27 protein-coding genes, 1 pseudogene and 1 riboswitch are annotated in these 25,782 nt (G+C 64.1%); of the genes and pseudogenes, 14 read left to right on the top strand and 14 right to left on the bottom strand.

Annotated features, from left to right (window positions below; genetic code table 11):
- Positions 1 to 17: 17 nt before the first annotated feature.
- Positions 18 to 320: a metalloregulator ArsR/SmtB family transcription factor gene (locus X726_RS139775; RefSeq protein ID WP_023673323.1), complete on the bottom strand. Its 303-nt coding sequence runs from the start codon at positions 318 to 320 to the stop codon at positions 18 to 20.
- Between the two features lie 50 nt (positions 321 to 370).
- Here X726_RS139775 and X726_RS01000000167630 point away from each other — a divergent pair.
- The 3 genes and pseudogenes from X726_RS01000000167630 to X726_RS139785 all read left to right on the top strand — a co-directional run bounded on the left by X726_RS01000000167630 (position 371) and on the right by X726_RS139785 (position 4,520).
- Positions 371 to 1,383 (top strand): annotated as a pseudogene (locus X726_RS01000000167630) (threonine/serine dehydratase).
- A 135-nt stretch (positions 1,384 to 1,518) separates the two neighbouring features.
- Positions 1,519 to 4,107 carry a TIGR02302 family protein gene (locus X726_RS139780; RefSeq protein ID WP_023673320.1) on the top strand — a complete coding sequence of 863 codons (2,589 nt, stop codon included), beginning with the start codon at positions 1,519 to 1,521 and terminating at the stop codon, positions 4,105 to 4,107.
- Between the two features lie 41 nt (positions 4,108 to 4,148).
- Positions 4,149 to 4,520 (top strand): glyoxalase superfamily protein, encoded by a 372-nt coding sequence (locus tag X726_RS139785; RefSeq protein WP_023673319.1) that lies wholly within the window; start codon positions 4,149 to 4,151, stop codon positions 4,518 to 4,520.
- On the opposite strand, the gene X726_RS139790 is transcribed toward X726_RS139785, so the two are convergent.
- Positions 4,517 to 5,380, bottom strand: coding sequence for a LysR substrate-binding domain-containing protein (locus X726_RS139790; protein WP_023726969.1), 864 nt, complete (start codon positions 5,378 to 5,380; stop codon positions 4,517 to 4,519). The genes X726_RS139785 and X726_RS139790 overlap by 4 nt on opposite strands.
- Before the next feature lie 226 nt (positions 5,381 to 5,606).
- On the opposite strand from X726_RS139790, the gene X726_RS139795 reads away from it, so the two are divergent.
- Positions 5,607 to 6,557, top strand: a complete 951-nt coding sequence (locus X726_RS139795) for a DMT family transporter (RefSeq protein WP_023673317.1) — start codon at positions 5,607 to 5,609, stop codon at positions 6,555 to 6,557.
- Between the two features lie 6 nt (positions 6,558 to 6,563).
- On the opposite strand, the gene X726_RS139800 is transcribed toward X726_RS139795, so the two are convergent.
- From X726_RS139800 to X726_RS139810, 3 genes are all read right to left on the bottom strand, one after another.
- Complete coding sequence (locus X726_RS139800) at positions 6,564 to 6,935, bottom strand: response regulator (protein ID WP_023673316.1); 372 nt, start codon at positions 6,933 to 6,935, stop codon at positions 6,564 to 6,566.
- Between the two features lie 64 nt (positions 6,936 to 6,999).
- On the bottom strand, positions 7,000 to 7,542 hold the full coding sequence (gene hpt / locus X726_RS139805) for a hypoxanthine phosphoribosyltransferase (RefSeq protein ID WP_023673315.1): 543 nt from the start codon (positions 7,540 to 7,542) through the stop codon (positions 7,000 to 7,002).
- A gap of 24 nt (positions 7,543 to 7,566) precedes the next feature.
- Complete coding sequence (locus X726_RS139810; RefSeq protein ID WP_023673314.1) at positions 7,567 to 8,202, bottom strand: hypothetical protein; 636 nt, start codon at positions 8,200 to 8,202, stop codon at positions 7,567 to 7,569.
- A gap of 173 nt (positions 8,203 to 8,375) precedes the next feature.
- Here X726_RS139810 and ftsE point away from each other — a divergent pair, with 173 nt between their 5' ends.
- From ftsE to X726_RS139825, 3 genes are all read left to right on the top strand, one after another.
- On the top strand, positions 8,376 to 9,035 hold the full coding sequence (gene ftsE / locus X726_RS139815) for a cell division ATP-binding protein FtsE (RefSeq protein ID WP_023685344.1): 660 nt from the start codon (positions 8,376 to 8,378) through the stop codon (positions 9,033 to 9,035).
- Positions 9,028 to 10,017, top strand: a complete 990-nt coding sequence (locus X726_RS139820) for an ABC transporter permease (RefSeq protein WP_023673312.1) — start codon at positions 9,028 to 9,030, stop codon at positions 10,015 to 10,017. Before ftsE ends, X726_RS139820 begins: the two co-directional genes overlap by 8 nt.
- A gap of 133 nt (positions 10,018 to 10,150) precedes the next feature.
- Positions 10,151 to 10,870, top strand: coding sequence for a YdcF family protein (locus X726_RS139825; RefSeq protein WP_023673311.1), 720 nt, complete (start codon positions 10,151 to 10,153; stop codon positions 10,868 to 10,870).
- 72 nt (positions 10,871 to 10,942) lie between these two features.
- Here X726_RS139825 and X726_RS139830 read toward each other — a convergent pair whose 3' ends face one another.
- Positions 10,943 to 11,575, bottom strand: coding sequence for a pyridoxamine 5'-phosphate oxidase family protein (locus tag X726_RS139830; protein ID WP_023673310.1), 633 nt, complete (start codon positions 11,573 to 11,575; stop codon positions 10,943 to 10,945).
- Between the two features lie 114 nt (positions 11,576 to 11,689).
- On the opposite strand from X726_RS139830, the gene X726_RS139835 reads away from it, so the two are divergent.
- Positions 11,690 to 12,595, top strand: a complete 906-nt coding sequence (locus X726_RS139835) for a LysR family transcriptional regulator (protein ID WP_023673309.1) — start codon at positions 11,690 to 11,692, stop codon at positions 12,593 to 12,595.
- 115 nt (positions 12,596 to 12,710) lie between these two features.
- Positions 12,711 to 13,520: a 1-acyl-sn-glycerol-3-phosphate acyltransferase gene (locus X726_RS139840; protein ID WP_023673308.1), complete on the top strand. Its 810-nt coding sequence runs from the start codon at positions 12,711 to 12,713 to the stop codon at positions 13,518 to 13,520.
- Positions 13,521 to 13,589: 69 nt separating this feature from the next.
- Here X726_RS139840 and X726_RS139845 read toward each other — a convergent pair whose 3' ends face one another.
- The 3 genes from X726_RS139845 to X726_RS139855 all read right to left on the bottom strand — a co-directional run bounded on the left by X726_RS139845 (position 13,590) and on the right by X726_RS139855 (position 15,946).
- Positions 13,590 to 14,216, bottom strand: coding sequence for a LysE family translocator (locus tag X726_RS139845; RefSeq protein ID WP_023673307.1), 627 nt, complete (start codon positions 14,214 to 14,216; stop codon positions 13,590 to 13,592).
- 83 nt (positions 14,217 to 14,299) lie between these two features.
- On the bottom strand, positions 14,300 to 15,247 hold the full coding sequence (locus tag X726_RS139850; RefSeq protein ID WP_023673306.1) for an aldo/keto reductase: 948 nt from the start codon (positions 15,245 to 15,247) through the stop codon (positions 14,300 to 14,302).
- A 165-nt stretch (positions 15,248 to 15,412) separates the two neighbouring features.
- The gene (locus X726_RS139855; protein ID WP_023673305.1) at positions 15,413 to 15,946 is read right to left on the bottom strand and encodes a gamma-glutamylcyclotransferase; all 534 of its coding nucleotides are present in this window, start codon (positions 15,944 to 15,946) and stop codon (positions 15,413 to 15,415) included.
- Positions 15,947 to 16,068: 122 nt separating this feature from the next.
- Between X726_RS139855 and X726_RS139860 the strand changes: the two genes are divergently transcribed.
- Positions 16,069 to 17,067 (top strand): DUF2125 domain-containing protein, encoded by a 999-nt coding sequence (locus X726_RS139860; protein ID WP_031215520.1) that lies wholly within the window; start codon positions 16,069 to 16,071, stop codon positions 17,065 to 17,067.
- Between the two features lie 124 nt (positions 17,068 to 17,191).
- The gene (locus X726_RS139865; protein WP_023673303.1) at positions 17,192 to 18,115 is read left to right on the top strand and encodes a sugar kinase; all 924 of its coding nucleotides are present in this window, start codon (positions 17,192 to 17,194) and stop codon (positions 18,113 to 18,115) included.
- 7 nt (positions 18,116 to 18,122) lie between these two features.
- Here X726_RS139865 and X726_RS139870 read toward each other — a convergent pair whose 3' ends face one another.
- The gene (locus X726_RS139870) at positions 18,123 to 19,058 is read right to left on the bottom strand and encodes a prephenate/arogenate dehydrogenase family protein (RefSeq protein WP_031215519.1); all 936 of its coding nucleotides are present in this window, start codon (positions 19,056 to 19,058) and stop codon (positions 18,123 to 18,125) included.
- A gap of 4 nt (positions 19,059 to 19,062) precedes the next feature.
- Positions 19,063 to 20,172, bottom strand: a complete 1,110-nt coding sequence (hisC, locus tag X726_RS139875) for a histidinol-phosphate transaminase (RefSeq protein ID WP_023673301.1) — start codon at positions 20,170 to 20,172, stop codon at positions 19,063 to 19,065.
- A 126-nt stretch (positions 20,173 to 20,298) separates the two neighbouring features.
- A riboswitch (SAM riboswitch) is annotated at positions 20,299 to 20,376 on the top strand.
- A gap of 60 nt (positions 20,377 to 20,436) precedes the next feature.
- Between hisC and X726_RS139880 the strand changes: the two genes are divergently transcribed.
- On the top strand, positions 20,437 to 21,606 hold the full coding sequence (locus tag X726_RS139880; RefSeq protein WP_023685352.1) for a homoserine O-acetyltransferase: 1,170 nt from the start codon (positions 20,437 to 20,439) through the stop codon (positions 21,604 to 21,606).
- On the top strand, positions 21,603 to 22,217 hold the full coding sequence (gene metW / locus X726_RS139885) for a methionine biosynthesis protein MetW (protein ID WP_023673299.1): 615 nt from the start codon (positions 21,603 to 21,605) through the stop codon (positions 22,215 to 22,217). Before X726_RS139880 ends, metW begins: the two co-directional genes overlap by 4 nt.
- Positions 22,218 to 22,224: 7 nt before the next feature.
- On the opposite strand, the gene X726_RS139890 is transcribed toward metW, so the two are convergent.
- Positions 22,225 to 22,545 carry a DUF1330 domain-containing protein gene (locus tag X726_RS139890; RefSeq protein WP_023673298.1) on the bottom strand — a complete coding sequence of 107 codons (321 nt, stop codon included), beginning with the start codon at positions 22,543 to 22,545 and terminating at the stop codon, positions 22,225 to 22,227.
- A gap of 248 nt (positions 22,546 to 22,793) precedes the next feature.
- On the opposite strand from X726_RS139890, the gene X726_RS139895 reads away from it, so the two are divergent.
- A complete protein-coding gene (locus X726_RS139895) occupies positions 22,794 to 23,729 on the top strand; it encodes a glycosyltransferase family 2 protein (protein ID WP_023673297.1) in 936 nt (311 codons plus the stop codon).
- Positions 23,730 to 23,780: 51 nt separating this feature from the next.
- Here the strand turns inward: X726_RS139895 and X726_RS139900 are convergent, their stop codons facing one another.
- Positions 23,781 to 24,569 (bottom strand): DUF1194 domain-containing protein, encoded by a 789-nt coding sequence (locus X726_RS139900; protein ID WP_023673296.1) that lies wholly within the window; start codon positions 24,567 to 24,569, stop codon positions 23,781 to 23,783.
- A gap of 64 nt (positions 24,570 to 24,633) precedes the next feature.
- On the bottom strand, positions 24,634 to 25,782 hold a 1,149-nt coding region (locus X726_RS139905), incomplete at its 5' end, for an ABC transporter ATP-binding protein/permease (protein ID WP_023673295.1).

Raw genomic sequence — 25,782 nt, 5'->3', positions numbered from 1 at the left:
CCGCCACGGCGGCTGCGCTACAGCCGGTTTTGGATGAGCATCCTTGTGTCGGCGATCCTGTCCTCGTCGCGGCGGTAGAACGTCCATTGCTTGATGCGCTTGGGCCGCAGCAGGCCGGCCTGGGTAAGCACGCGCATATGTTCGGAGAGCGTCGCCTGCGTAATGCCGAGCTTCTCCGCGATCAGCAGCGCGCAAACGCCGTCCTCGACCAGATCGCCGTCTGCCTGGGCCGGGAAATGCGCCTGCGGATCCTTCAGCCAGTCGAGGATCTGCAGCCTGCGTTCGTTGGCGATCGCCTTGAAGATTTCAACCTCTTGCATTTAGCCATTTTGCCAAGTTACTAATTGGTGTCAATCCCAAGGAGATGGTCATGACGAACGGCAACACCGTCACGCGCGAACGCATTGCCGCGATGGAACCGCGCATCCGCCGCTATATCAGGCACACGCCGGTGCTCCGCGTCGACATGGCCGATTTCGACCGGCCGCCGCTGGCGGTCGACCTCAAGCTCGAATGCCTGCAGCATTCCGGCTCGTTCAAGGCGCGCGGCGCCTTCACCAATCTGCTCGAACGGCCGGTGCCTGCGGCCGGCGTGGTTGCGGCTTCGGGCGGCAATCATGGCGCCGCGGTCGCCTATGCCGCCATGCGGCTTGGCCACAAGGCGACGATCTTCGTTCCCGAAGTCAGCCCACCGGCCAAGCTGCAGCGCATCCGCGGCTACGGCGCCCAACTGATCGTCGGCGGTGCCCGCTATGCCGAGGCGCTGGCCGCCAGCGAGGCTTTTGCCGAAAAGACCGGCGCGCTGCAGATCCATGCCTTCAACCAGGAGGAAACATTGGTCGGCCAGGGCACGCTCGGCCTCGAAATCGAAACCGATCTGCCAGACATCGACACGCTGCTGGTCGCTGTCGGCGGCGGCGGCCTGATCGGCGGCATCGCCGCCTGGTTTGCCGGCCGCATCAGGATCATCGCCATCGAGCCCGAAGGCGCGCCGACGCTGCATCGCGCCTTCGAGGCCGGCCACCCCGTCGATGCGCCGGCCGACGGCGTCGCCGCCGATTCGCTGGCGCCCAAACGCNCTTCGAGGCCGGCCACCCCGTCGATGCGCCGGCCGAAGGCGTCGCCGCCGATTCGCTGGCGCCCAAACGCGTCGGCGAGATGATGTTCCCGATCGCCGAGGCCTTCGTCGAACGCTCCATCCTGGTCACCGACGATGCCATCATCGCCGCGCAAAAGGCGCTGTGGGAGCGGGTGCGGATCATCGCCGAGCCGGGTGGCGCAGCGGCCTTCGCAGCGCTGCTGTCCGGCCGCTACACGCCGGCGCCGGGCGAGCGGATCGCCGTCCTTGTCTGCGGCTCGAACACCGATCCGGCGAAATTCTAAACCTTGCTTCGACTGAAGTGGGACGCAAACCCGTCAAAGCTTTTCAAGTTTTCCGGAACCGCCTCGCCTTTGCCGTGTTTGCTGGTAAACTTCTGCTTGTTGAGTCCGGGCCATCCCGCCCGGGCAGGAGGGCCGATGACGGAACGCCCCATTTCCAGTGGCGATCGCAGCCTGGCCGGGCGGCTTGCCCTGAGCCGGCTGGCGACACGGGTCTCGATGACGGTCGAGCGCGGCTGGCCGCTGCTTCTGCCGCTGCTCATCATCGCCAGCCTGTTTCTCAGCCTCTCCTGGCTCGGCCTTTTCCCCCGGCTGCCTGACATTGCGCGCGTTATCCTGGTCACGGCGTTCGGTATTGCCACGCTGGCGGCGCTCTATCCGCTGCGTTTCTTCAAGCTTCCATCCGCCGCTGAAATCGACCGCCGTATCGAGGCCGCCAACCAGTTGCAGCACAGCCCGGTGCTGGTGCAGACCGACCGTCCCAGCGGCAAGGAAAGCATCTTTTCCCAGGCGTTGTGGCGCGAACACCAAAAGCGCATGGCCGACAAGCTCGGCAGCCTTGGCGCCGACCTGCCGCGTACGCGCGTGCCGGAGCGCGATCCGTGGGCATTGCGTGCCGTGGCGGCGCTGCTGTTGGTCACCGCTTTTGCCTTCTCCTTCGGACCGTCCGGCGGCAGGCTGTCCGATGGTTTCAGTGCCCATGCGGCGCGCGACATCGTACCGCCGCGCATCGATGCCTGGGTGACCCCGCCGGCCTATACCGGCAAGCCGCCCCTCTTCTTGACCGCGCCAGTCATCGATGGCAACGCCAAGCACGCGGTTGCCACCTTCACCGTGCCGCAAGGCAGCGACGTCTCGCTGCGCGTGACCGGCGGCTCCGGCGAGGAAACGCTAAGCTTTGCCGACAAGGGCGGCAATGCTCGCGCCATCGACCCGTCGGGACCACAGGTGGCGGCCGTCAAGGCAGCGGCGGTCAACCCCGCGACCCCCAAGCTGCGCCAGTTCACCGGCAAGCTGACCGCCGACGGCACGCTGACGCTGAAGTCGGGCGAAGCCGATCTCGGTCGCTGGGCCTTCGCGGTGATCCCCGACAAGCCGCCGACGATCCGCTTCGTCGGCGAGCCCAAGCGCGCCGTCAACGGCGCCTTCGAGATCAACTACCAGATCGACGACGACTATGGCGCGGCCACCGCCAAGGCGGTTTTCGCGCTGGCCGATCCGGCGGCGCCCGATGCGCATCCGCTCTACGGTCCGCCTGAATTGCCGCTGGCGTTGCCGCGCCGCGGCGGCAAGGCGAACGCCGCCAAGACCACCAAGGACCTCACCGAACACGTCTGGGCCGGCGCCAGCATCAAGCTGTCGCTTGTCGCCACCGACGATGCCGGACACACCGCGACCAGCGAGACCAAGACTATTGTGATGCCGGAGCGGCCCTTCGGCAACCCGCTGGCGCGGGCGGTGGTCGAGCAGCGCCGCCTGCTGGCGCTCGACGCCAATGCCAAGCCGCGCGTGCTCGACCTGATGGACGCCATCACGCTGCGGCCCGAGGACACGTTCGACAACATGTCGCATTACCTCGCCATCATGAGCGCCCGCAGCCGGCTGAAGATGTCGGACAGCGACGATCAGTTGCGCAACGAGGTTGCCTATCTCTGGGAAATCGCGCTCGGCATTGAGGAAGGCAATCTCTCGTCCGCCGAAAAGCGGCTCCGCCAGGCCCAGCAGGCGCTGCAGGACGCCATCAAGCGCGGCGCCAGCGACGAAGAGATCGAAAAGGCGATGAAGGAACTGCGCGAGGCGATGAACGAATTCCTGCAGGAATTCGCCGAGCGCGCCAAGCAGAACCCGAACGCGCCGCAGATGCAGCAGAATGGTCGCGAGCTGCGTCAGAGTGATATCGACCGCATGATGGACCAGATCGAGAACCTGGCGAAGTCGGGCGACCGCGACAAGGCGCAGGAGCTGCTGTCGCAGCTGGAAAACATGATGAACAACCTGCAGGCCGGCCGTCAGCAGCAGGGCGGCGAGCAGGACAGCGAGATGCGCCAGCAGATGGACAAGCTGGGCGAGATCATGCGCCGCCAGCAGGAGATGATGAACGACACCTACCGCATGGACCAGATGCAGCGCGGAGATAATCAGCAGCCCGGCGAAGGCAATGGCGACGACCCGGACCAGCCGGGCGTTGGCAAGGATCGCGATCCTCTCGCCCGGCCGAAGTCGATGACACCGCAGGAATTCGCCGATGCGATGAAGCAGCTGCAGGAAGGCCAGGGCCAGTTGCAGAGTGAACTCGACAAGCTGAAGAAGGGCCTAGAAGGCATGGGCATGCAACCCAATGAGGGGTTTGGCGACGCTGGCAAATCCATGGGCAATGCCGAAAAGTCGCTTGGCGAAGGCGAAGGCGACCAGGCAGTCGGCCACCAGGGTCGCGCGCTGGAAGCGCTGCGCAAGGGCGCCAAGGAGATGATGAAGCAGCTGCAGGCGATGCAGGGGGACCAGGGCGGCAGCCAGGAAGGCGGCCGCCAACAGGACGCCGGCCGCGATCCGCTGGGCCGACCACGCGCCAGCCGCGGACCCGATTTCGGCGATTCGGTGAAGGTGCCCGACGAGATCGACGTGCAGCGCGCCCGCCAGATTCTCGAAGCGATTCGCAAGCGGCTCGGCAACGCGCTCAGCCCCGACATCGAGCGCAGCTACCTCGAGCGGCTGCTGGAGCTGAAGTAGCCTCCAAGGCAACATCCGTCGAACTGAATGGTATCAGCGCCATGCCGAAACTCGGTGCCGTCACGCCCATCCTGCGCATCTTCGACATCGCCAAGGCACGCGAATTCTATGTCGACTTTCTCGGCTTCAAGGTCGAGTTCGAGCACCGCTTAGACGACAATGCGCCGCTCTACATGGGTGTAATCCGCGACGGCTGTGTCCTGCATCTGAGCGAACATCATGGCGACGGCGCGCCGGGTATAGCCATGCGCATCAAGGTCGAGGACATCGCGGCATTGCACCGCGAATTGATCGGCAAGAGATACCGCTACGCCCGGCCGGGCCTCGAAACCACGTCGTGGCAGACCCGTGAAGTGTCGGTCGGCGACCCCTTCGGCAATCGGCTGCATTTCTACGAGGATGCAACAGACTAAGCCGGCCGGTTGACGAATGCCTCGCGGATCGCCTCCTGCATGCCGTCGATAGCCTCGCCTGAGGCATTTGGGCTGCGGTGCATCACCACATTCGAGGAATCGATATGGCCGAACCCGTCCGCGGCGGTGAGCTCGCGGCAGCCATCGGGAATGTTGCTGTGCGAGATCGGCGCGATCGCCAGGCCGGAGGTGACGGCGAGCTTCAGGCCGCCGGTGGTGTCGCTGGTATAGGCGACACGGTAGGCCAGCCCACGCTGCTCCAGCGATTTGATGGCGAAGTCCTTGCACCAGCCGGCCCGGTTGTAGAGCGCGATCGGCACCGGCCGCTCCTCATGCATGTGATGCAGGCTCGATGTCACCCACACGGTCGGATCGTGCATCAGCACCTCGCCGCCGGAAGGATCCTGCCATTCGAACACCACGGCGAGGTCGAGTTCACCGGCCGCCAACGCCGCCAGCTGGGCGCCCGAATGTGCATAGCGCACGGTGACCTCGACCTTGGTGTGACGCTTCGAGAAGGCGCCGAGCGCGCGCGACAGGATGGCGTGACCATATTCCTCGGGAATGCCGATGCGCACAGGCCCGCCAAGCGGTGCCGCCGCCATCGATGCCGCCGTCTCGTCGAGCAGCGAGACGATGCGGCGGGCATTGACGATCAGCTCGCCGCCACGGCGCGTCAGCGCCACGCCGCGCGAGCCGCGTTCGAACAGGCTGTCGCCGACCAGCTCCTCGAGCTTCTTCATCTGCATCGACACCGCCGACTGGGTGCGCCCGGCCTGCTCCGCCGCCCGGGTGAAATTGCCCGCTTCGGCAATGGCGACGAAGGTGCGCAGGAGATCGCTGTCGAGGGCTGGCCGCATCGAATCCGTCATAAGCAAATTTGATCGCTGGTATCATTCCAATTCGTTTGCAACATGTCAAACGCCGCAGCATAGTCCGCTCACCCATTGGATATGCCGCCGCGAAACCGGCTGCGGACCAATCAAAGAGTCCTCACTCATACCCGCTGCCCGAAACGGTGGCGGGTTCTTTTTACCCCATGGCCGGGCGGCTGCGGGCAGTCAAGGCAAGGGCCGGCAGAACAACATGCGCAACCGGATCGTTCTCGGCATCATCAGCCTGTGCCTTGGCGTGCTGGTGTTCTCGCTCCAGGACCCGCTGGTCAAGGCGGTGTCGGCCGGCTATCCCGTGACCGAGGTGATGTGGATCCGCTCGATCGTCGCTTTGCCGATCCTGGTCGTTCTCGTTCGCGCCGATGTCGGCCTGCGGGCCATTGTCTCGAAGCGGTTCGGCCTGCTGACGATACGCGCCTTCGTCCAGTTCTCCTCCTATACGGTCTACTATCTGGCGATCGCTGCCTTGCCGCTCGCCGACGCGGTGGCGCTCTATTTCATGGCGCCCCTGTTCATCATGGCGATAGCCGGGCCCTATCTCGGCGAGCGGGTATCCTGGCAGGCTCTCGCCACCGTGCTGATCGGCATGCTGGGCGTGGTCGTGATGCTGCGCCCGGGCGCCGGCCTGTTCGACTGGGCGGCGCTGCTTTCGTTGGGCTCGGCTTTGCTCTACGGCTTTTCACAGCTGATGGCGCGCAAGATCGGCGACACCGAATCCTCCACCGTCATGGCCTTCTACCAGAACGGCGCCTATCTGGTCGGCGCCGCTGCGGTTGCCGGCACATTCTGGCTTGCCGGCATAACCCATGCTGTCCACCCCAGCCTCGAATTCCTGGTGCGGCCGTGGGTCTGGCCGACGACCCCGGATTTCCTCAAGATGGCGGCCTGCGGCTTCGTCGCTTCGGCCGGCATGATTCTGCTGTCGCAGGCCTACAGGCTGGCGCCCGCCAACCGCGTCGCCACATTCGAATACACCGGGATTATCTGGTCGCCGCTGTGGGGCTTCCTGTTCTTCGACGAGGTGCCGCGCTCGACCACCGCCATCGGTGCGGCGCTGATCATCGGCGCCGGTCTGCTGGCGCTCAACACCGAACGGCGCCGGAGCGCTGCGCCTGTCCTCGCCGCGTCTCAGGATGCCGCCTGAAGCGTGTCAGGCGAAGCAGGCGAGCGCCTGGTCGACCCGCGAGCGGATTTCGGCCAGCGTGAAAGGCTTTTGCACGACGTCGATAATGATGCCGTTCAATTCCTCGGCGCGCTCGCGCTGGTCGGCATAGCCGGTCATCAGCAGGATCTTCATGTCAGGGAAAAGCCTGGCTGCGGCGATCGCCATCTCGATGCCATCCATTTCCGGCATGCGGATATCGGAGACGACGAGGTCGTAACCGCCGCCTGCAGCACTGACCATCGCCAGCCCCTGCGCGCCGTCGGCGGCGATATCGATCGAGTGCCCGGCGCGTTCGAGCGCGCGGGCGGCGAGGGTGCGGACGGACTCATCGTCCTCGACGATCAGAAGCTTTGCCATGGGCCGGAATTTGGCGGGCAAAAGTTGACTTTTTCTGAAAATTTGAAGCGTCGGGGGCCTTTTCTCAGGCATCGCCTTTGACGACACCGACAAACGGCAGTTCGCGAAAAGCGTGAGCGACGTCCATGCCGTAGCCGACGACGAAGTAATCGGGACAGTCGAAGCCGACATAGTCGGCGTTCAGCTCGGTCTGGCGGCGCATGCGCTTGTCCAACAGCACCGCGATGGCGCAGCTTTTGGCGCCACGCGACAGCATCAGGTTGCGGGTGAAGGAGAGCGTCTTGCCCGATTCCAGGATATCGTCGATCAGCAGCACGTCGCGGCCGGCGACCTCATTGTCGATGTCGCGCAGCACCCTCACCTCGCCGCTGGTGGTGCCGGCGCCATAGCTGGAAATGAAGATGAACTCGACCTCGGGCGACAGCCCGACATCGTGCATGGCGCGGATCAAATCGGCGGCGAAGATGAACGAGCCCTTCAGCACCGAAATCACCAGCAGGTCGTGATAGTCGTGCTCGGCGATCTCCTTGGCGAGTTCGAGATTGCGCCGCGCGATCGCGGACGCCGAAAAGAGGACCTCGATGTCCTTGCCGCGCACAACTGGCATCAACAACCTTTCCAGAGAAACCGACTAGCCGGCGAAGGTGACCGCCACGGCCTTGACGCCGTTTCTAGGCACATCGAGGCGGCTGGAAAAGCCGAATCTTTCGCCGGGCGCCAGAGAACGGTTGGATGTCCCCAGAGTATAGCGGGTGATGCGGCTGTCATTGCCGGTGACACGTATCTCCAGCGGCGGCAATTGTCCCGCCTTCAAACCGTCATTGACGGCCTCGCCATCCACGAACAGCACCGGGGCGGGTCCCGAGGCGTCGACACGCGAGGTGACGCCGGCAATGCTGAGTACGGCGCCCGCCGGCTGTTCGACTGTCCAGAACGGCGTCTGGCGCACCAGCGCGTGGCCACCCGAGACCCAGAAGGCGGCAAGGGCCGCACCGATGCCGGCAATCCAGAAGATCGGCCCGCCACGCGATGCCGGCCGCCCGGCTGACGCATCTGATTTGCGCAGCATCTCCATGCCTTCGATCGACGGCGTCGCGATGTCGCGCGCCGGCGTCGGCATGGCTTCTACCCTTGGGATCGGCTGCGGCAGCACCTCATAATCGGCATCGACGATGTCGGTCGCCACAGGACGCGATTCCGGTGCGACACTTGTCCCGGTCATGATTTCGCCGGAAACCGGGCGCGCGGTTCGTTGCTCAGCCATCATGGCCCCGCTGTTGCCTCTTCGTTTCTTTTGCGTAAATGGAAATGGTTAACGCTTCCCACCGGAACCCTTGTGACGCACTCAAGAACAGCGAAAATTAACCGACGGTTAACCATGGCGGCCGATGGTCGTTGGACAGAAAGGGCTGGCACGCCGCCGCCCTCAGGTCGTCGCACGTGATCCGCTTCGAAAATGTCGGCCTCCGCTATGGCATGGGTCCGGAAATCCTCCGCGACATCTCCCTGCACATTCCGGAGAGCTCCTTCCAGTTCCTGAGCGGGCCCTCCGGCGCCGGCAAGACGACGCTGCTGCGCCTTCTCTTCATGTCGCTGAAGCCGACACGCGGGCTGATCACCATCTTCGGCAAGGACCGCTCGCGCATCTCGCGCGCTGAACTGCCGCATCTCAGGCGCCGCATCGGCGTGGTGTTCCAGGATTTCCGCCTGCTCGACCACATGACCACCTATGAGAATGTCGCTCTGCCGCTGCGCGTGCGCGGCCGCGAGGAAGCGAGCTACCGCACCGACGTCACCGAACTTTTGAAATGGGTCGGCCTGGGCGAGCGCATGCATGTGCTGCCGCCGGTCCTTTCGGGCGGCGAAAAGCAGCGCGCGGCAATCGCTCGGGCCTTGATCGAACAGCCCGAAATCCTGCTTGCCGACGAGCCGACCGGCAATGTCGACCCGCCGCTGGCGCGCCGGTTGCTCAGGCTGTTCATTGAGCTCAACCGGCTCGGCACCGCGGTGGTGATCGCCACTCACGATCTCGGCCTGATGGAACAGGTCGACGCGCGCCGCATGATCCTGGCCGGCGGAAGGCTGGATATTTATGACTGAGCTATCGGCCGAACAGCTGCATGAAGACGCCGCCGAGCCCGCAACGACGACGCAGCGCGTCCAGCGCCGCATGGCGCCGATCGTGCCGGCGCAGAATATTGCCGGCCGCGCCTTGGTGCTGGTCATCGCCATCATGACCTTCCTGTCCTGCCTGACTTTCGGCGCCGTCACGCTGGTGCGCGACACTGCCTCGGTCTGGGAAAACCAGATCTCGCGCGAGGCGACGATTCAGATCAAGCCGGTCGACGGCCTCGACATGGAGGCAGCCCTTGCCCAGGCCTCGCAGATCGTCGGCGAATTCCCCGGCGTGAAGGAAACCCGGATCATCGATCGCGACGCCACCGCGCGCCTTTTGGAGCCATGGCTGGGCTCGGGCCTGAATATCGACGAATTGCCGGTGCCGCGCCTGATCATCGTCACCATCGACGAGACCAGCCCGCCCGACTTCAGCGCCATCCGTGCGGCGCTCACGCCCAAGCTGCCGAGTGCTTCGCTCGACGATCACCGTACATGGGTCGACCGGCTGGTCGCCATGGCCCGCACCACGGTCACCATCGGCATCGCCGTGCTGGTCCTGATGCTGTCGGCGACGGTGCTGACCGTAGTGTTTGCGACGCGCGGCGCCATGGCGGGTAACGGCCATATCATCGAAGTGCTGCATTTCGTCGGCGCCGAGGCGCGCTTCATCGCGCGCGAATTCCGCTGGCATTTCCTGGTCACCGGGATGAAGGGCGCAGCCGCCGGCGGCGCAGCCGCGATCCTGGTTTTCATCGTCTTTTCCTGGTGGTCGTCGCGCAACATGGCAACGCCGCAGGCCGACCAGGCCACCGCTTTGTTCGGCAATTTCGCCATCGGATCGGCAGGCTATCTCGGCGTCGGCCTGATGGTGCTGGTGATCGGCGGACTGACGGCGGCGACCTCGCACGCCACCGTCGTCGCCTATCTCAGCGACATCGATGTCCGCCAGCCGGATGCGGGGTGACCCGTGAGGGCAGAAGCGAAAACAGTTCGGGGGCAAGGACAGGAATGGAAGGGACGATCACGGATCGAAAACCGACGTAACGCAATGTGCGCTTTTTTCCTTACCAAAAAGGCATTTCAGGATTAACCATAGGATGATGAACGCGCGGGAGTCGACCGGAACGGCTGGACAGATGCCAGTGGTGCGTTTGCGTGTGCGTACCGGGCTGGGCCGTTTGCGCACCGCCCTGCGTCTCGCCTCCCTCTGTCTACTGCTGCTGGTGGCCCTGTTTGCCGGTGGCTTCGGCTGGTTCGCCAGCAAGGTCAGCCACATGACGACCCCGACCAACCCGGCCAAGGCCGATGCGATCATCGTCTTGACCGGCGGTCAGGCCCGCCTCGACGCAGCACTCGATCTGCTTGCCTCCGGCAAGGGCGAGCGGCTGCTGATCTCAGGCGTGCATCCCTCTGCCAGCCGCCGCCAATTGCAGGCTGCTACCGGCGGCGACAAGGCGCTGTTTTCCTGCTGTGTCGACATCGACCGCGCCGCGCTCGACACGATCGGCAATGCCGAGGAAAGCGCTAAATGGGTGGAGAGCCACGCCTATGGCAGCGTCATCCTCGTCACCAACAATTACCACATGCCGCGCAGCCTGCTCGAGATGGGCCGCCTGCTGCATGGCGCCAGGCTTGAACCCTATCCGGTGGTCAACACCAATCTGGACAATGGCGACTGGCTGACCAAGCCGGAAGCGCTACGCGTGCTTCTGACCGAATACAGCAAATACCTGCTGGCGCTTGCGCGCGGCGTCGTCCCGGTCCGCCAGACTGCCGACAGCGTCGCACTGGCCGAGGTTTCGACCGCCAAGGACTAAAGCAATTCCAGGAAAAGTGTGTAGCGGTTTTCCCGGGAAAGCGCGCCGNCAGACGACTCTGACGGCGCTCGATTACCCCTTGGCCGTGCCGTCTTCCGCGCCACGCAGCCGCGCAATCTCCTGTTCGAGGCTTTCAATCCGCTTGTCGCGTTCGGCGAGTGCGGCCGCGACATCGGCGGCCTCGAATCGCTGCGGAATGTGTTGCGGGCAATTGGCATCCCAGGCCGAGACGGTGAACAAGATGACCTGCTCGGGGCGCGCCTTGTAGTCCTGCGGCATCAGCCTTGCCAGAAGCTCGGCATCGTCCTCGACGACGCGCGCCGTGCCCCAGATCTTGACGCGCTGGCGATGCGCATAGTCGATCAGGAACAGGAATGCCTGGTTGTTGTCGGCGAGATTCCCCTGCGTGATGAACTGCCTGTTCCCGGAGAAATCGGCAAAGCCGATGGTCTTCTCGTCCAGCACCTTGAGGAAGCCGGCTGGCCCGCCGCGATGCTGGATGTAGGGCTGACCCTCGCCATTTGCCGTCGACAGGAAGACGCTGGTCTGCGCCGCGATGAAGTCGGCGAGGTCGGGCGTCATATGGGCGCGCCATCCGCCGCGCTCCTCGGCGCTGGCATAGCCCTTGCGCGAACCTTTGCGGGTCTGGATCGCCTTGACCGTCGGCGTGAAGGCGACATCGCTGGTGAAAGTATGAGCATTCATGGAAGCCTCCGCGAGGCCGAAACACGGCCATTGTACGCGAAGAGGTAGATCCTTCCATGTTTTGGATGTAGATGGCATAGTTGCAAGCTATCCTTCCAATTTCCGGAAGAAAGTATGGATCGTCTCGAAGCCATGTCGCTGTTCGTCGCCGCGGTGGAAGCGGGCAGCCTTTCCGCTGCCGGCCGCCATTTCGGCATTCCACTGGCAACGGTCAGCCGCAAGGTTTCCGACCTCGAAAAGCACCTTCAGGCGCGCCTGCTGAACCGTTCGACCCGGCAGCTCACGCTGACCGATGCCGGCCAGGCCTATCTCGCCGCCTGCCGCCGCATCCTCGGCGAGGTCGGCGAAGCCGAACGCACCGCTGCCGGCGAATACAGCACGCCGACCGGCGACCTGTTCATCACCGCGCCGGTCGTCTTTGGTCGCCTACACGTGCTGCCTGTCGTCACCGAATTCCTGGCGGCTTATCCTCAAGTCAACATTCGCCTGGCGCTGGCTGACCGGATAACCCAACTGGCGGAGGAACATCTCGACCTTGCCATCCGCATCGGCGAGCTTGCGCCTTCGAGCCTCATTGCCATCCGCGTCGGCGCGATCCGTCGCGTCGTGTGCGCCAGCCCCGCCTATATCGCCGCGCATGGCATGCCGCGGACGCCGGACGATCTGGCCGCGCATGAATGCATCAGTTTCGAAGGGCCTGCAGCGCTCGCCAGCTGGAGCTTTGCCGGCGACAAGGGCGAACTGATCGTGCCGATCCACTCACGGCTGCGCGTCAACACGGCGGAAGCTGCAATCGATGCCGCGATTGCAGGCGCCGGGATGACGCGGGTGCTCTCCTACCAGATCGCGGACGCAGTACGTTCCGGCGTGCTCGTCCCGGTCTTGCGACCCTTCGAGCCGCAGCCGTGGCCGGTGAGCCTCGTCCATGCCGGCCAAGGCCTGCTGGCGGTGAAACTAAGGGCGTTCCTCGATTTCGCCGCTCCGCGGCTGAAGCAGCGGTTATTGCAGGCGACGTGGTGAGTTGAGACTGGCTTGAGTCAGTGGCGAGCCGGCCTATGTCAGGCCATTGCGGCGTTTCCTTTTTGCCCGCGCTTGGTGTAACCAACGCACACCTCCTCAACGGGCCCTTCCCCGCATGCTCTATATCCGCTCGCTGGCGTTCAACTTCGTCTTCTATGTCAATCTGATCGTCCAGATGGTCCTCTGGACCCCTTACTACTTCCTCTCGCCACGCCATCGCGCCTGGTTCGTGCCGAAATTCTGGTCGCGCACCAGCCTGTGGCTCTACGACAAGATCGCCGGCACCAGGAGCGACATCACCGGCGTCGAGAACCTGCCGGAGGGCTCTTTCATCCTGGCGCCGAAACACCAGTCGTTTTGGGACGCGATCGCTTTCTTTCCCTTCCTCCACGATCCGCTTTATATCCTGAAGCGCGAGCTGACCTGGATCCCCTTCTTCGGCTGGTACATCCTGAAGATGCGGATGATCCCGGTTCACCGCGGCAGCCGCTCCAAGGCGTTGAAGCAGGTCGTTGCATCGACAAAGCAGGAGATGGGGCGCAATCCGCGCCAGCTGATTATCTACCCCGAAGGCACGCGCCGAGCGCCAGGCGACGAGCCGGCTTACAAATACGGCATTGTCGAGCTCTATACGCAGCTTGGCGTCCCGGTGGTACCGGTCGCCCATGTCGCCGGCCTCTATTGGCCTCGCCGCAAATTCTTGCGCTTTCCCGGCACCATCAAGGCCCGCTTCCTGCCGCCGATTCCGCCCGGGCTCGGCAAGGACGAATTCATGGACCGGCTGATCGGCGATACGGAAGCCGCCTGCGACCAGCTGCTGATCGAGGCATCGCAGGCTCCTAACCCGCCGCAAATGCCGCCGACGGCGGTCAAGCGGCTGGCCGAACTCGCCGCGGCCGCCAAAGCAATTCCAGGAAAAGTGTGAGCGGTTTTTTCCGTCCTGAATTGCGCCAAAACAAAAAAGACCAAAGCTTGATCTCTTCTGCGGGCCGGCTCAAGGCCACGCCGCCAGCGCCGTGGTCAGCACCAGCGTCGCCGCGAAGGCCAGATTGATGATCCGCGACGCCAGCGGCTGGCGCAGGGTGCGGGCGAAGGCCGCGCCGGCCAGCAGCCACAGCACATGGATGGCTACGATCATCAGGGTGAGAACCGCCAGCCTGGCCGGGATGCCGAGAGCATCGGCGCCGGCTGCGGTCGCGGAGCCAGCAAGGACCGCAGCAATCGCCACATAGGCTTTCGGGTTGGCAACGGCGAGCAGTAAGCCGCCGAGGAAGGTCGGCAGAACCGCGCTGCTGTCACGCGCGGCCAGCGGCGGCGCTGTCGCTATTCTGTAGGCGAGGTAGAGAATATAGGCGGCGGAAGCGACCGCCAGCACTGGCGCTACGCCCGGCATCGAGGTGAGGATAGCCTTGATGCCGGTGGCCACTACCAGCAGCACCGCGACCGTGCCTAAAATCATCCCCGATGTGTAGTGAAGCGAATTGCGCAGGCCGAAGGCGGCCCCTATCGCCGTGACGCTGATCGTCGCCGGGCCAGGACTGCCCATGACGACGGTTGCCGCCAGCACCAGCGCCAGCAATTGCTGCCAGGGCTGCGCCTGCGAAAGAATGTCTGCGGCCATGCTGCCTCTTCTCCACAATAATGGAGAACAGTGTGGCAAGGCGGACAGCCGTCGTCTTGAACGATCGTGCCGAACCTGCGCGGCTAGGCGCTGGCCTTGTCCAGCGCCACGAGATCCTCCGCGCTGAGCTTCAGCGATGCGGCGCGCACCAGGCTGTCGACCTGATCCAGCGTCGTGGCGCTGGCGATCGGCGCGGTGATGCCGGGCTGCGCCATCACCCAGGCGAGTGCTACTTCCGCCTGCTTGGCCGAATGGCGCGCCGCCACAGTGTCGAGTGCGGCCAGAATGCGCATGCCGCGCGCATTGAGATAAGCCTTCACGCCGCCGCCGCGTTCACTTTTGCCGAGATCGGCCTCGCTACGGTATTTGCCGCTCAAAAACCCCTTGGCGAGACTGAAATAGGTGATGACGCCGATATCCTCGGCCACGCACAGATCATGCAGCGGCCCGTCGAAGGATGAGCGGTCGTAGAGATTGTATTCCGGCTGCAGCACGCTGTAGCGCGGCAGCCCGCGCAGGCTGGCAACATCGAGCGCGGCGCGCAGCTGGCCGGCGTCAAGATTCGAGGCGCCGATATGGCGGACCTTGCCGGCAGCGAGCAGCTTCTGGTAGGCGCCGAGCGTCTCCTCATAAGGGGTTGTCGGGTCCGGCCAATGCGAGAGATAAAGGTCGATCACATCGGTCTGCAGTCGCTTGAGCGACGCCTCGACTGCCCTTTCGATATGGGCAGCGGACAGATCCTTCTTGCCTTGTCCCATATCCGAGCCGACTTTGGTGATGACGATGATCTTGTCACGGTTGCCGCGGCTTTTCATCCATTTGCCGATGATGGTCTCGGACTCGCCGCCCGCGTGGCCGGGCACCCAGCGCGAATAGGCATCGGCGGTATCGATAGCGTTGAGGCCGGCGTCGCCGAACCGGTCGAGCAGGTCGAAGGAGGTCTTCTCGTCCGCGGTCCAGCCGAAGACATTGCCGCCCAGGACCAGCGGCGCGATGGAAAGGTCGGTTTGACCGAGACGGCGTTTTTGCAAGACGGGGCTCCGTGGGGCTGGCGGCGGGCGACCCGAATGCTTCGGGCCGCAGCTAAGCTAGGTCTCGCCGCGCCGAGGTCAAAGGCCTCAGCCAATTTTTCCAGCGGGCCAGCGCTTCACAAAGGCGCGAGAGCTTCGCCTGCAGGCTCGCCGTGGTCTACTGGCTCACGAGGCGATCCGCTTCGCCACCTCTTCCAGCCAGTGGTCGCTGATACCCAGCGCCGCGAGATGCTGCAGCGTGTTGAGCACATAGTCCTCGTTGTTTCCGGACTGGCCGACGGCGCCACGGATAACACCTGCCGCATGCGCGGGGTCGAGCCCGCCGGCATACTGCTCATGCTGGCGGTCGACGATATAGGCGACCGCTTTCACTCTCTCTCCCGCGGCCGCCCCATTCCCGTCGAGGCTGATATCGAGCACACGCTCGAGGTAGACGCTGGTCACCAATTCGCGCTCGCGCAGATAGGTCAGCACCTCATCGCGCAGCTCGCCGGGCACGCGAAAGGCCAGCCCGATGCAGGAGCCGCCACGGTCGAGGCCTAGCACCAGGCCCGGCCGCTGGCGCGTGCCGCGATGCACGAAGGAATAGACGCACAGCGACCGGCGGTAGCCGTAAAGCCGCGCGCGGCGGGTCTCCACATGCGCAAATCCCGGCCGCCAGATCAGCGAGCCATAGCCAAAAACCCAAAAATCGCCCATATCGCCAAGCCTGATTGCACGAAGGTGACGCCGCCGCATCGGAATCGGTGCTCTTCTGTCTTTTTGCTTGTTGCGTAACCACAGTCCACCCGCAACACGCCCGCGTTAATGAAAGCCGCAGCATGACGTCAAGTGACGAGCGTCCGTCGAAGTTTCGCCACCGGCTGATGTGGCTCGCTGCCTTGGTCGTTATGCTGTTCGGCGCCTACAGCGCGGTCTGGTTCTATGTCGCCGGTCGCGTCAGCAGCGAAGCCGACAAGGCGGTGGCCTCGCTCAAGGACAAAGGCATCGAGGCCGGCTGCGCCAACCTCACCGTCAGCGGCTACCCCCTGAGTTTTGCCATCTCCTGTGACAATCTGGCTTACGAGGACGACGCCAGGAACGTTGCCGCCTCGGCAGGCAGCTTCAACTTCGTTGCAGAGCTCATCCGGCCTTTGTCGCCTGCCGCCGAGTTGCGTGGGCCGCTGCGCACCTCGGTGCCGGGAATGGCGCCGCTATGGATCGACTGGGACAATCTGCAGGCCAATGCCAAGCTCTCCTGGCCCCTGCCCCGGAGCATTTCGCTGCAGGCGGAGAGCTTGTCCGGCCAGACGGATCCGGCCGACGACACTGATCCGGTTTCACTGTTCAGCGCCGGAACCGCGGCGGGCGAGTTGCGACCCGACGGCCAGGACATCGGCTACGTCGGCAGCTTCACCGATCTTGAGATCGACGCCGACGCGATCGGCGGGCGCGTGCTGCCGCCGCTCGACGGCAGCGGCGACGCGACGCTGAAGAACGGCGTCGCGCTGATGAAGACGCAGGCCAGGAGCCTGCGCGGCCAGGCGGTCGACATCCACAAGCTCGATCTGTCGTCGGGAGCCGCGCGCATCACCGTCTCCGGCCCGGTGTCGGTCGACGCCAACGGCCAGGTCAATGCCGACCTGACGATCAAGCTGCAGGATCCCAAAGCCGTGGCGGCAATCCTCGCCACCGCAATCCCCGAGCAGAAGAGCCAGATCGAGCAAGGCTTTGCCGGTCTGGCGCTGCTCGGCAACGAACCGTCGATGCCGCTCAAGGTGGTGAAGGGCAAGGTCTCGCTCGGCTTCATTCCGCTGGGCAAGATCAAGCCGCTCGATTAGAGCAATTCCAGGAAAAGTGTGAGCGGTTTTCCGTCCGGAATTGCGTTAAAACAAAGAGATAGAGCATGATCGCAAAGAGCGGGAACGGCTATTGGGGAGAGATCATGCTCGAGCAAGCCGACGCATGAACCGACCGGTGAAACTGCTGAGCGTTGGCGCGCTGACGCTGGATACCATCCTGCGCGTCGAAACCCTGCCCACGCATCAGGGCAAGTTCATCGCCTCGGACGGCATCCAGATCGCCTCGGGCATGGCGACAAGTGCTGCCTGCGCCGCCCGCCGTCTCGGCGCCGAGGTGTTCCTGTGGGCAAGTGCAGGTGGCGATGCCGTCGGCGACCAATTGCTGGCCGGCATCGAGGCCGAGGGCGTCGATTGCGGCTTTGTCCGCCGCGTCGAAGGCGCCCGCTCGGCGCTGGCCGCGATCCTGGTCGACGCTCATGGCGAGCGCATCATCGTGCCCTTCTACGACCCAAAGGCGCAGGCCGACCCCGAGGCGGTGCCTGTCGCCGATCTTTCCGGCTTCGATGCCGTGCTGGTCGATGTGCGCTGGCCGGGCGCCGCCGCTCTTGCCTTGACCGCCGCGCGCGACGCCGGTTGCCCGGCAATCCTCGACGCCGACACGGCGCCGGTTGAGGTGCTGGAGCGCCTGCTGCCGCTGGCATCGCACATCGTCGCTTCGGAGACGGCGGCACGCATCGTCTGCGGCCATGCGCTGGACCCCGAAACCGCCTGTGCCGACCTCGCCAGCCGCACCGATGCCTTCGTGGCGGTGACCGGCGGCGCCGCGGGAAGCTGGTGGCATGACCGGTCCGCCGGATGCGTGCGCCACATCGCGGCGCCGAAGATCAAGGCGGTTGACACGCTTGCCGCCGGCGACGTCTTCCACGGCGCCTTTGCTGTCGCGTTGGCGGAAACCATGCCGATCGAGCAGGCGTTGCGCTTTGCCAGCGCGGCGGCCGCGCTCAAATGCCAGCGCTTCGGCGGCCGGCTGGGGGCGCCAAACAGGGACGAGGCAATGGCCATGGTCGCGGCGACCTGGCCCGTCTGAAACAGATTTAACTTTTCACCGGGTGCTCGACCGCCTGCCGGCCGAAATCCGGCACGTCGATATCCTGGCCGGCCTCGATGATCGAACGGCGAACGGCCCGGGTGCGGGTGAACAGGTCGAACAGCTTGTCGCCGTCGCCCCAGCGGATCGCCCGCTGCAGCGAGGCGAGGTCCTCCGAAAAGCGCGCCAGCATTTCCAGGATGGCATCCTTGTTGTGCAGGCACACGTCGCGCCACATGGTCGGGTCGGAGGCGGCCAGACGGGTGAAGTCGCGGAAACCGGAAGCCGAATATTTGATCACTTCCGACTTGGTCACCGATTCCAGATCGTCGGCCGTGCCGACGATGTTGTAGGCAATGATGTGCGGAAGATGCGAAACGATGGCCAGCGTCATGTCATGATGCTGCGGGTCCATCGTGTCGATGTTGGAGCCGCAGCGCCGCCAGAATTCCGACAGCTTTTCCAGCGCGGCCGGATCGGTTCCCGGCAGCGGCGTGAAGATGCACCAGCGGTTTTCGAACAGCTCGGCGAAACCCGCATCCGGGCCCGATTTCTCCGTACCCGCCAGCGGGTGCCCCGGAATGAAGTGCACGCCGTCCGGTACATAGGGCTGCATTTGCGCAATGACCGAGGCCTTGGTCGAACCGACATCGGTGAGGATGGCGCCCTTTTTCAGCGCCGGCGCGATCTCTTGCGCCACCTCGCCCGACGATCCCACTGGCACCGAGACGATGATCAGGTCGGCATTGCGGACCGCTTCCCTGGCGTCGGTGGTGTAGCTCTCGCCAAGACCGAGCTCCTTCGCCCGTGCCAGCGTGGCCGGGCTGCGCGTCGCGATGGCGACATGGCGGGCCAGGCCCTCGCGGCGGATGATGCGGGCCAGCGACGAGCCAATCAGGCCGATGCCGACCAGCGCGATCTTTTCAAACATCGGTGATGTCATTGTTTCAGCTCTTCAGGAATGTCGTGAGGGCATCGATGACGCCGCGATTGGCTTCTTCGGTGCCGACGCTCATGCGCAGCGCATTGGGAAAGCCATAGCCGGTAACGCGCCGCAATATATAGCCGCGCTGGGTGAGGTAGTCGTCCGCCGCCTCAGCCGAATGCTTCTTGTCGTCGGGAAAGTGGATGAGGACGAAATTGCCGACGCTGGGCGTCACGCGCAGCCCAAGCTTCGTCAGTTCTTCATTCAACCAGGTAAGCCAGGTCTCGTTGTGCAACGAACTGCGCTCGACATGGGCGCGGTCGCGGATGGCGGCAATGCCGGCCTCGATCGCTGTTGCGTTGACGTTGAAAGGGCCGCGGACACGGTTGATGGCATCGACGATGTGCAGTGGGCCATACATCCAGCCGATGCGCGCGCCGCCAAGGCCGAGCTTGGACAAGGTGCGGGTCATGACCACATTCTGTGCGCTGCCCGCCAGCTCGATGCCGGCCTCGTAGTCATTGCGCCTGACATATTCGGCATAGGCCGCGTCCAGCACCAGAAGCACGTTGCCCGGGAGCGCGGAATGCAGGCGGCGGACCTCCTGGAACGGCAGATAGGTTCCGGTCGGATTGTTGGGATTGGCGAGGAAGATGATTTTGGTCCGCGGCGTCACCGCGGCCAGGATCGCGTCGACGTCGGCGCGTTCCTCGGTTTCCTTCACAGCAACCGGCTTGGCCCCCGCCGACTGAATGTAGATCTTGTAGACCATGAAGGCATGTTCGGTAAAAATCGCCTCATCGCCTGGCGCAAGATAGGTCTGCGCCAGCAGGCCAAGTATCTCGTCAGAACCGTTGGAGCAGATGATGTTTGCCGGGTTGAGGCCATGCACCTCGGCGATCGCCTCGCGCAGCCGGCGGGCGGTGCCATCGGGATAGACATCGAGCTTGGCAGCCACTTCACGCGCGGCCTCGATCGCCTTCGGCGACGGGCCGAGCGGGTTCTCGTTCGACGATAGTTTATGGACCTTGGCGACGCCGGCCGGTGCTGTGCTCTTGCCCGGCACATAGGCGTCGATGTCCATAATGCCCGCGCGGGGCGTCGGTCGTGCCTTGTCCGCTGTCTTGTCCATGTCGCAAATCCATCGAGAATGCCTCCGTCCGGAGGCCGCAGCGGAAATACAAGCCGTAGCCGCGAATGTCGAGAGGCGGGCAATAGCTGGCCGTTGACGCCGGGCCGCACGAGTTCTAGAAGAACGCAACAGTTCCGTGGTGATTTGGCCGGTCGGCTTGCAGCCACGTTAAACAACTCGCTAAAGGGCCGTTTGCGTGACGTAACCGGCTTTGCGATCGCATTGCCGGTTTTTTATTGCCTGACGGCGGGCAAGGAGAGTCACATGGCCGCGCTCCGCGCTACAAAAACCAACAACGAGGCCGACAACCCGTCGAGCCCTGTGTTGCGTTTTGGCCCTGACAAGCCGCTGAAGCTTGACGCCGGCACGCTTTTGTCGCCGTTCCAGATCGCCTACCAGACATATGGCGCCCTCAACGATGCCCGCACCAACGCCATCCTGGTCTGCCACGCGCTGACCGGCGACCAGCATGTCGCCAGCACCAATCCGGTGACCGGCAAGCCCGGCTGGTGGGAAGTGCTGATCGGTCCCGGCAAGATCATCGACACCAACCGCTTCTTCGTCATTTGCTCCAACGTCATCGGCGGCTGCCTCGGCTCCACCGGTCCGGCCTCGACCAATCCCGCCACCGGCAAGCCCTACGGCCTCGACCTGCCAATCATCACCATCCGCGACATGGTGCGGGCGCAACTGATGCTGGTCGACCATTTCGGCATCGAAAAGCTGTTTTGCGTGCTCGGCGGCTCGATGGGCGGCATGCAGGTGCTGGAATGGGCGTCATGCTATTCCGAGCGCGTCTTCTCGGCCCTGCCGATCGCCACAGGCGCACGCCATTCCTCGCAGAACATCGCCTTCCACGAGGTCGGCCGCCAGGCTGTCATGGCTGATCCGGACTGGCATGGCGGCAAATATTTCGAGCACGGCAAGCGCCCGGAAAAGGGGCTCGCCGTGGCGCGCATGGCCGCCCACATCACCTATCTGTCGGAAGCCGCCCTGCATCGGAAATTCGGCCGCAATCTGCAGGACCGCGAAGCGCTGACCTTCGGTTTCGACGCAGATTTCCAGATCGAAAGCTATCTGCGCCACCAGGGCATGACATTCGTCGACCGCTTCGACGCCAACTCCTACCTCTACATGACCCGTTCGATGGATTATTTCGACCTCGCCGCCGACCATGGCGGCCGGTTGGCAGATGCCTTTGCCGGGACCAAGACCCGCTTCTGCCTGGTGTCCTTCACCTCGGACTGGCTGTTCCCGACCGAGGAGAGCCGCTCGATCGTGCATGCGCTCAACGCCGCCGGCGCCTCCGTCTCCTTCGTCGAGATCGACACCGACCGCGGCCATGATGCCTTCCTGCTCGATGAACCCGAACTGTTTGCCGCCATCAAGGGCTTCATCGGCTCGGCGGCCCGCGCAAGGGGGCTCGCCTCATGAGCGTCAATGGCAGCCAGCGCGTCGACCTCGAAGTCGTGGCCAACCTGATACCGCCGCAGTCGCGGGTGCTCGATGTCGGCTCCGGCGACGGCCTGCTGCTCGAACTCCTGCAGGAGACCAAGCAGGTCGACGGCCGCGGGCTGGAGCTGTCACAGCGCGGCGTCAATGAATGCGTGGCGCGCGGTCTCTCGGTCATCCAGGGCGATGCCGATACCGACCTCGAATTCTATCCGGACAAGGGTTTTGACTTCGTCGTCCTGTCTCAGACGCTGCAGGCGACCCGCAACCCGAAGCTGGTGCTCGACGAGCTGCTGCGAATCGGCAACCGCGCCATCGTCTCCTTCCCCAATTTCGGCCACTGGCGGGTGCGGCTGTCGCTGTTCGTCAATGGCCGGATGCCGGTGACCGCGGACCTGCCCTATTCCTGGTACGACACGCCCAACATCCATTTCTGCACCATCCGCGACTTCGTCAATCTGGTCGAGGAACTCGGCGCTTCGGTCGAGAAAGCCACCGCGCTCGACGGCAACGGCCAGAAGATCGGCCTGTCGATGCCATGGTGGTTCTGGAATTTCTTCGGCCAGCAAGCGGTGTTCTTGCTGAAGCGGTAGTTTGCCCCTATTCCAGCACGTCCGTCGCCTTGTGCGGGTGCTGAACGCCATCGGCGATGATCACATCGGCGTGGGAGTTGTGGGTGCGCAAGGCCAGAATCTCGCGATAGGCTGATGAATCGTACCAGCCCCACGCATGCGCCCTGTCCGGAAACTCGATGACGATCAGATGCCCGGGCCATTCGTTTTCGACCACCTCCATGTCGCCGCCGTGGACAAGGAAGCGGCCGCCGAAAGGCTCCAATGTGGCGTCGATCCTCTGCAGATACTCGACAATCTGCGGGCCCATTGTGACTTGACGCATATGGGCGACGGCGTAGGCGGCCATGGCTGAACTCCCTGTGAGATCGAAGCCCGACGACCGGCTTCGTTGGCGCAATCTGCAGACATGATGGCCATCGGTCGATTACGTCTGGGGTAATCGGCCGGCTTACCGGCGTCCTGGCTCAACAGTTTGTGATGACATTGCCGCTGGTTTTTTGTAGCGTCGAAGCGAATGCCATCCCGGGGTAAGGCTTGGACGGCGACCATCAAAACCTCCGGCCTCCAGGCATTTCGGGGCACAATCGAAGCAACATGTCCAAGGCAACCGACCTCGCTCCGCTGATCTCGGTGATCACACCGACGCACAATCGCCGCAGCAAGGTGGTGCGCGCCGTGGAGAGCGTGCTGGCGCAGAATTTTCCCCGGTTCGAACACATTGTCGTCGATGACGGCTCGACCGACGGTACGGCAGCCGCACTTGCCGAAATCCGCGATCCACGGCTGATCTATGTTGGCTCGAAATGGCGCGGCGCCAATGCCGCCCGCAATGCCGGCATCGAGCGGGCGCAGGCGCCGGTGGTGACATTCCTCGATTCCGACGACGTCTATTTGCCGGATCGCCTGGCGCGGACGCTGGAGCAGTTCGACAACAATCCCTCGCTCGAAGTGCTGATCAGTTCCTTCGTGTCGCTGAAGGGCAATCGCCGCACCAACTGCGTCAACCGCGAGGCGCTGCTGAGCCGCGACTCGCTGGAGCGGGCCCTTGTCGCGCAGACCATCTTCATTGCCGGGTCGGCAATCACCGCCCGGCGCGAGTCGCTGCTGGCCATCGGCGGCTACGACAGTGACGTCACGCGCATGCAGGATCGCGAATTGTTGCTGCGCTTTGCCCGTCGCAGCGGCGCGCAGCTGTCCGAAGTGATCGACTGGAAAAAGTACAACTCGGAGAATTCGATCTCCGGTCGCCGGGACGGCTATGTCGAAGCCTATGCGAGCTTGATCGACAAGCACCCCTATATCGCCGACCGCTACCCCTACATTCCGCCTTACATGATCGCCCGGCAGCTCATCGCCGATGCACTCAAGGGCAGGGTTTCGCAGGCGTTCTCCGGCTATATGGCCAACCGGTCGTCGAAGGCGCTTGGCTATTCGCTGCCGCAGCTGTTGCGTGGCTATGTCGGCGGCCGGCGCTGGCGCCGCGATCTCTATGCCGAATTTCGCGACAAATACGGTGCACGGCCGGCCTGAAGTTTGCCGACAAGCCGAGCAGCGGCTTTCCCCTCCGAACTGCCTCAAACCTCATTTGTCGAGTTCCGGCAGATATGGGTCGGAATATAGCCGCCGGTCGCGTTCGCCCTGCAGGCAGTCCATGGGTGCGGCGGCATCGATCGGGACCACGGTCGCATCGGCGATGCCGCTCACCTCCAGGATCAACTTGCGGCGTATGGCGGTGGCGAATTCCGAGGCCACATAGATCGGCAACACGAAGGAGCCGGGCCCACCGGTGACGCAGTCGTCATAATACTGGTCGAGATGGCTGAAGGTCGGCGACGGGCTGATCAGGATCGGCAGGCCGTTGATGACGATGCCCTTGGCCACCGCCGCATCGCGTGTCGTGGCGACGGGCAGCCCGGTGTTGTTGGGACCGTCGCCGGAAATGTCGATGACGCTGCGTGGCGCATCGAACCCCGTGCCCTCGAACAGCCCGGCGCCGAAGGCAAGCGCACCGGAAATCGAGGTGCCGCGAAAGCTGCGGAACGGCCGCGCTTCTATTCTGTCGGCGAAGGCGTTGGCGCTCTCTGCGCTGTCGATCACCTGCCAGGCGATGACGCCATCCTCGCGCACGACGCCCGCCCATTCGAAATAGGCAAGCGCGATGCGCCCGGTGGTTCCCGAGCGCACGGCCTTGATGAAATCGGGATGCCTGAGCGCCTCGACATAGCCAGCGCGCTGCAGCGCGAACTCCCTCTCGTCCATCGACTGTGAGATGTCGACGGCCAGCACCAGTTCGACATCCACGGCAACGGCCGGGGCAGCCACGGGCGTGGTGCAGGCAAGGCAGGCAAGCAGGCTGAGCGCATCGAGCATGGCCGCACCACGGATGTTTCGACCCGTGAATCTTCGCCGCGATCGCGGCGAAATAAAGCCCCTTCTACTTCTTTCGCCGCACGGCCGCTTTCGGCGGCGGGTCGATGGCGCCGGTCCTGACTCGGGCGGGTTTCAGTGGCGCAGCACCCGTATCCTTCACGATGTTCAATGCGCGTGGAAAGAAATGACCATTGTGCAGTCCGCGCCCGATGTTGAGGATCGCGGTTTCCGGCAGGCGTTTCTCCAGCATGGACAGTACCCTTCGCAGCGAAGGACCATCGAACGCGTCCATCGCTTCGTCGATGATCACCCATTTCGGCTGCCGCAAGGCCAGCCTGGCGAAGGCCAGCGACCGCTGTTCGTCATCGTTGAGTTCACGCTCCCAGCGTGCGGAACGGTCGAGCGAGGATGACAGCCGCTCGAGGCCGACCTCGGCCAGCACCGCCCCAAAATCAGCATCGCCAGCCGGCGCCGAGCCATTTGGATGCAGCACTTCGCGTAACGTGCCGGCAGGAAAATACGGAACACGCGGCACGAAAATCGGCGTTTCTCCGGCCGGCAAGCCGATCCGCCCGCTGCCCCAGGGCCAAAGGCCGGCAATGGCGCGGAAGAACAATGTCTTGCCGGCGCCTGGGTCGCCGGTGATCATGACGCGCTCACCGGGATGGATCTCGACATGGCTGTCTGAAAGTTTGGTGCAGCCCTCCGGCGAGGCCACTTGGAGCTTCTCGAAGGTCAGGCTGCCATTGGCGTTATCGCCGAATTCGATGCGCTTTTCCTTGTCGTGCAACACATCGGTTTCATCGAGCGCAATGCGGAAGTCGGCAACGCGCATCAGCGTGGCGCGCCAGTCGGCGATGCCGCCGATATTGTTGATGAACCAGCGCAGCGACGAGTGCACCTGGTTGAAGGCGCCGACCGCCATCATCAACCCGCCAAAGCTGATGTCGCCTGAAAAATAGACCGGCGATGCAACCAGGATCGGCGCCACCACGGTGATCCAGCCATAGGTATCGGTCACCCAGGAAAGGTTGATCTGCGCTTTGTAGATGTTTCGCATCGCGCCCAGCACCGTGCCAAGGTCGATTTCGAGCCGTCTCTTGGCATCGGCTTCGCCGTGATAGAGCGCGATGGCGTCGACATTCTCGTTGACGCGCACCATCCCGGAACGCAGCTCGGCCTCGCGGGTGTAGCGGTCGCTGTTGAGGCGGAT

Origin of the sequence: Mesorhizobium sp. LSJC285A00 (genome assembly GCF_000503155.1) — a bacterium.
Taxonomy (GTDB): domain Bacteria; phylum Pseudomonadota; class Alphaproteobacteria; order Rhizobiales; family Rhizobiaceae; genus Mesorhizobium.
Note: the sequence above shows the minus strand (reverse complement) of the source record. Positions and strands in the feature narration are given on the sequence as shown.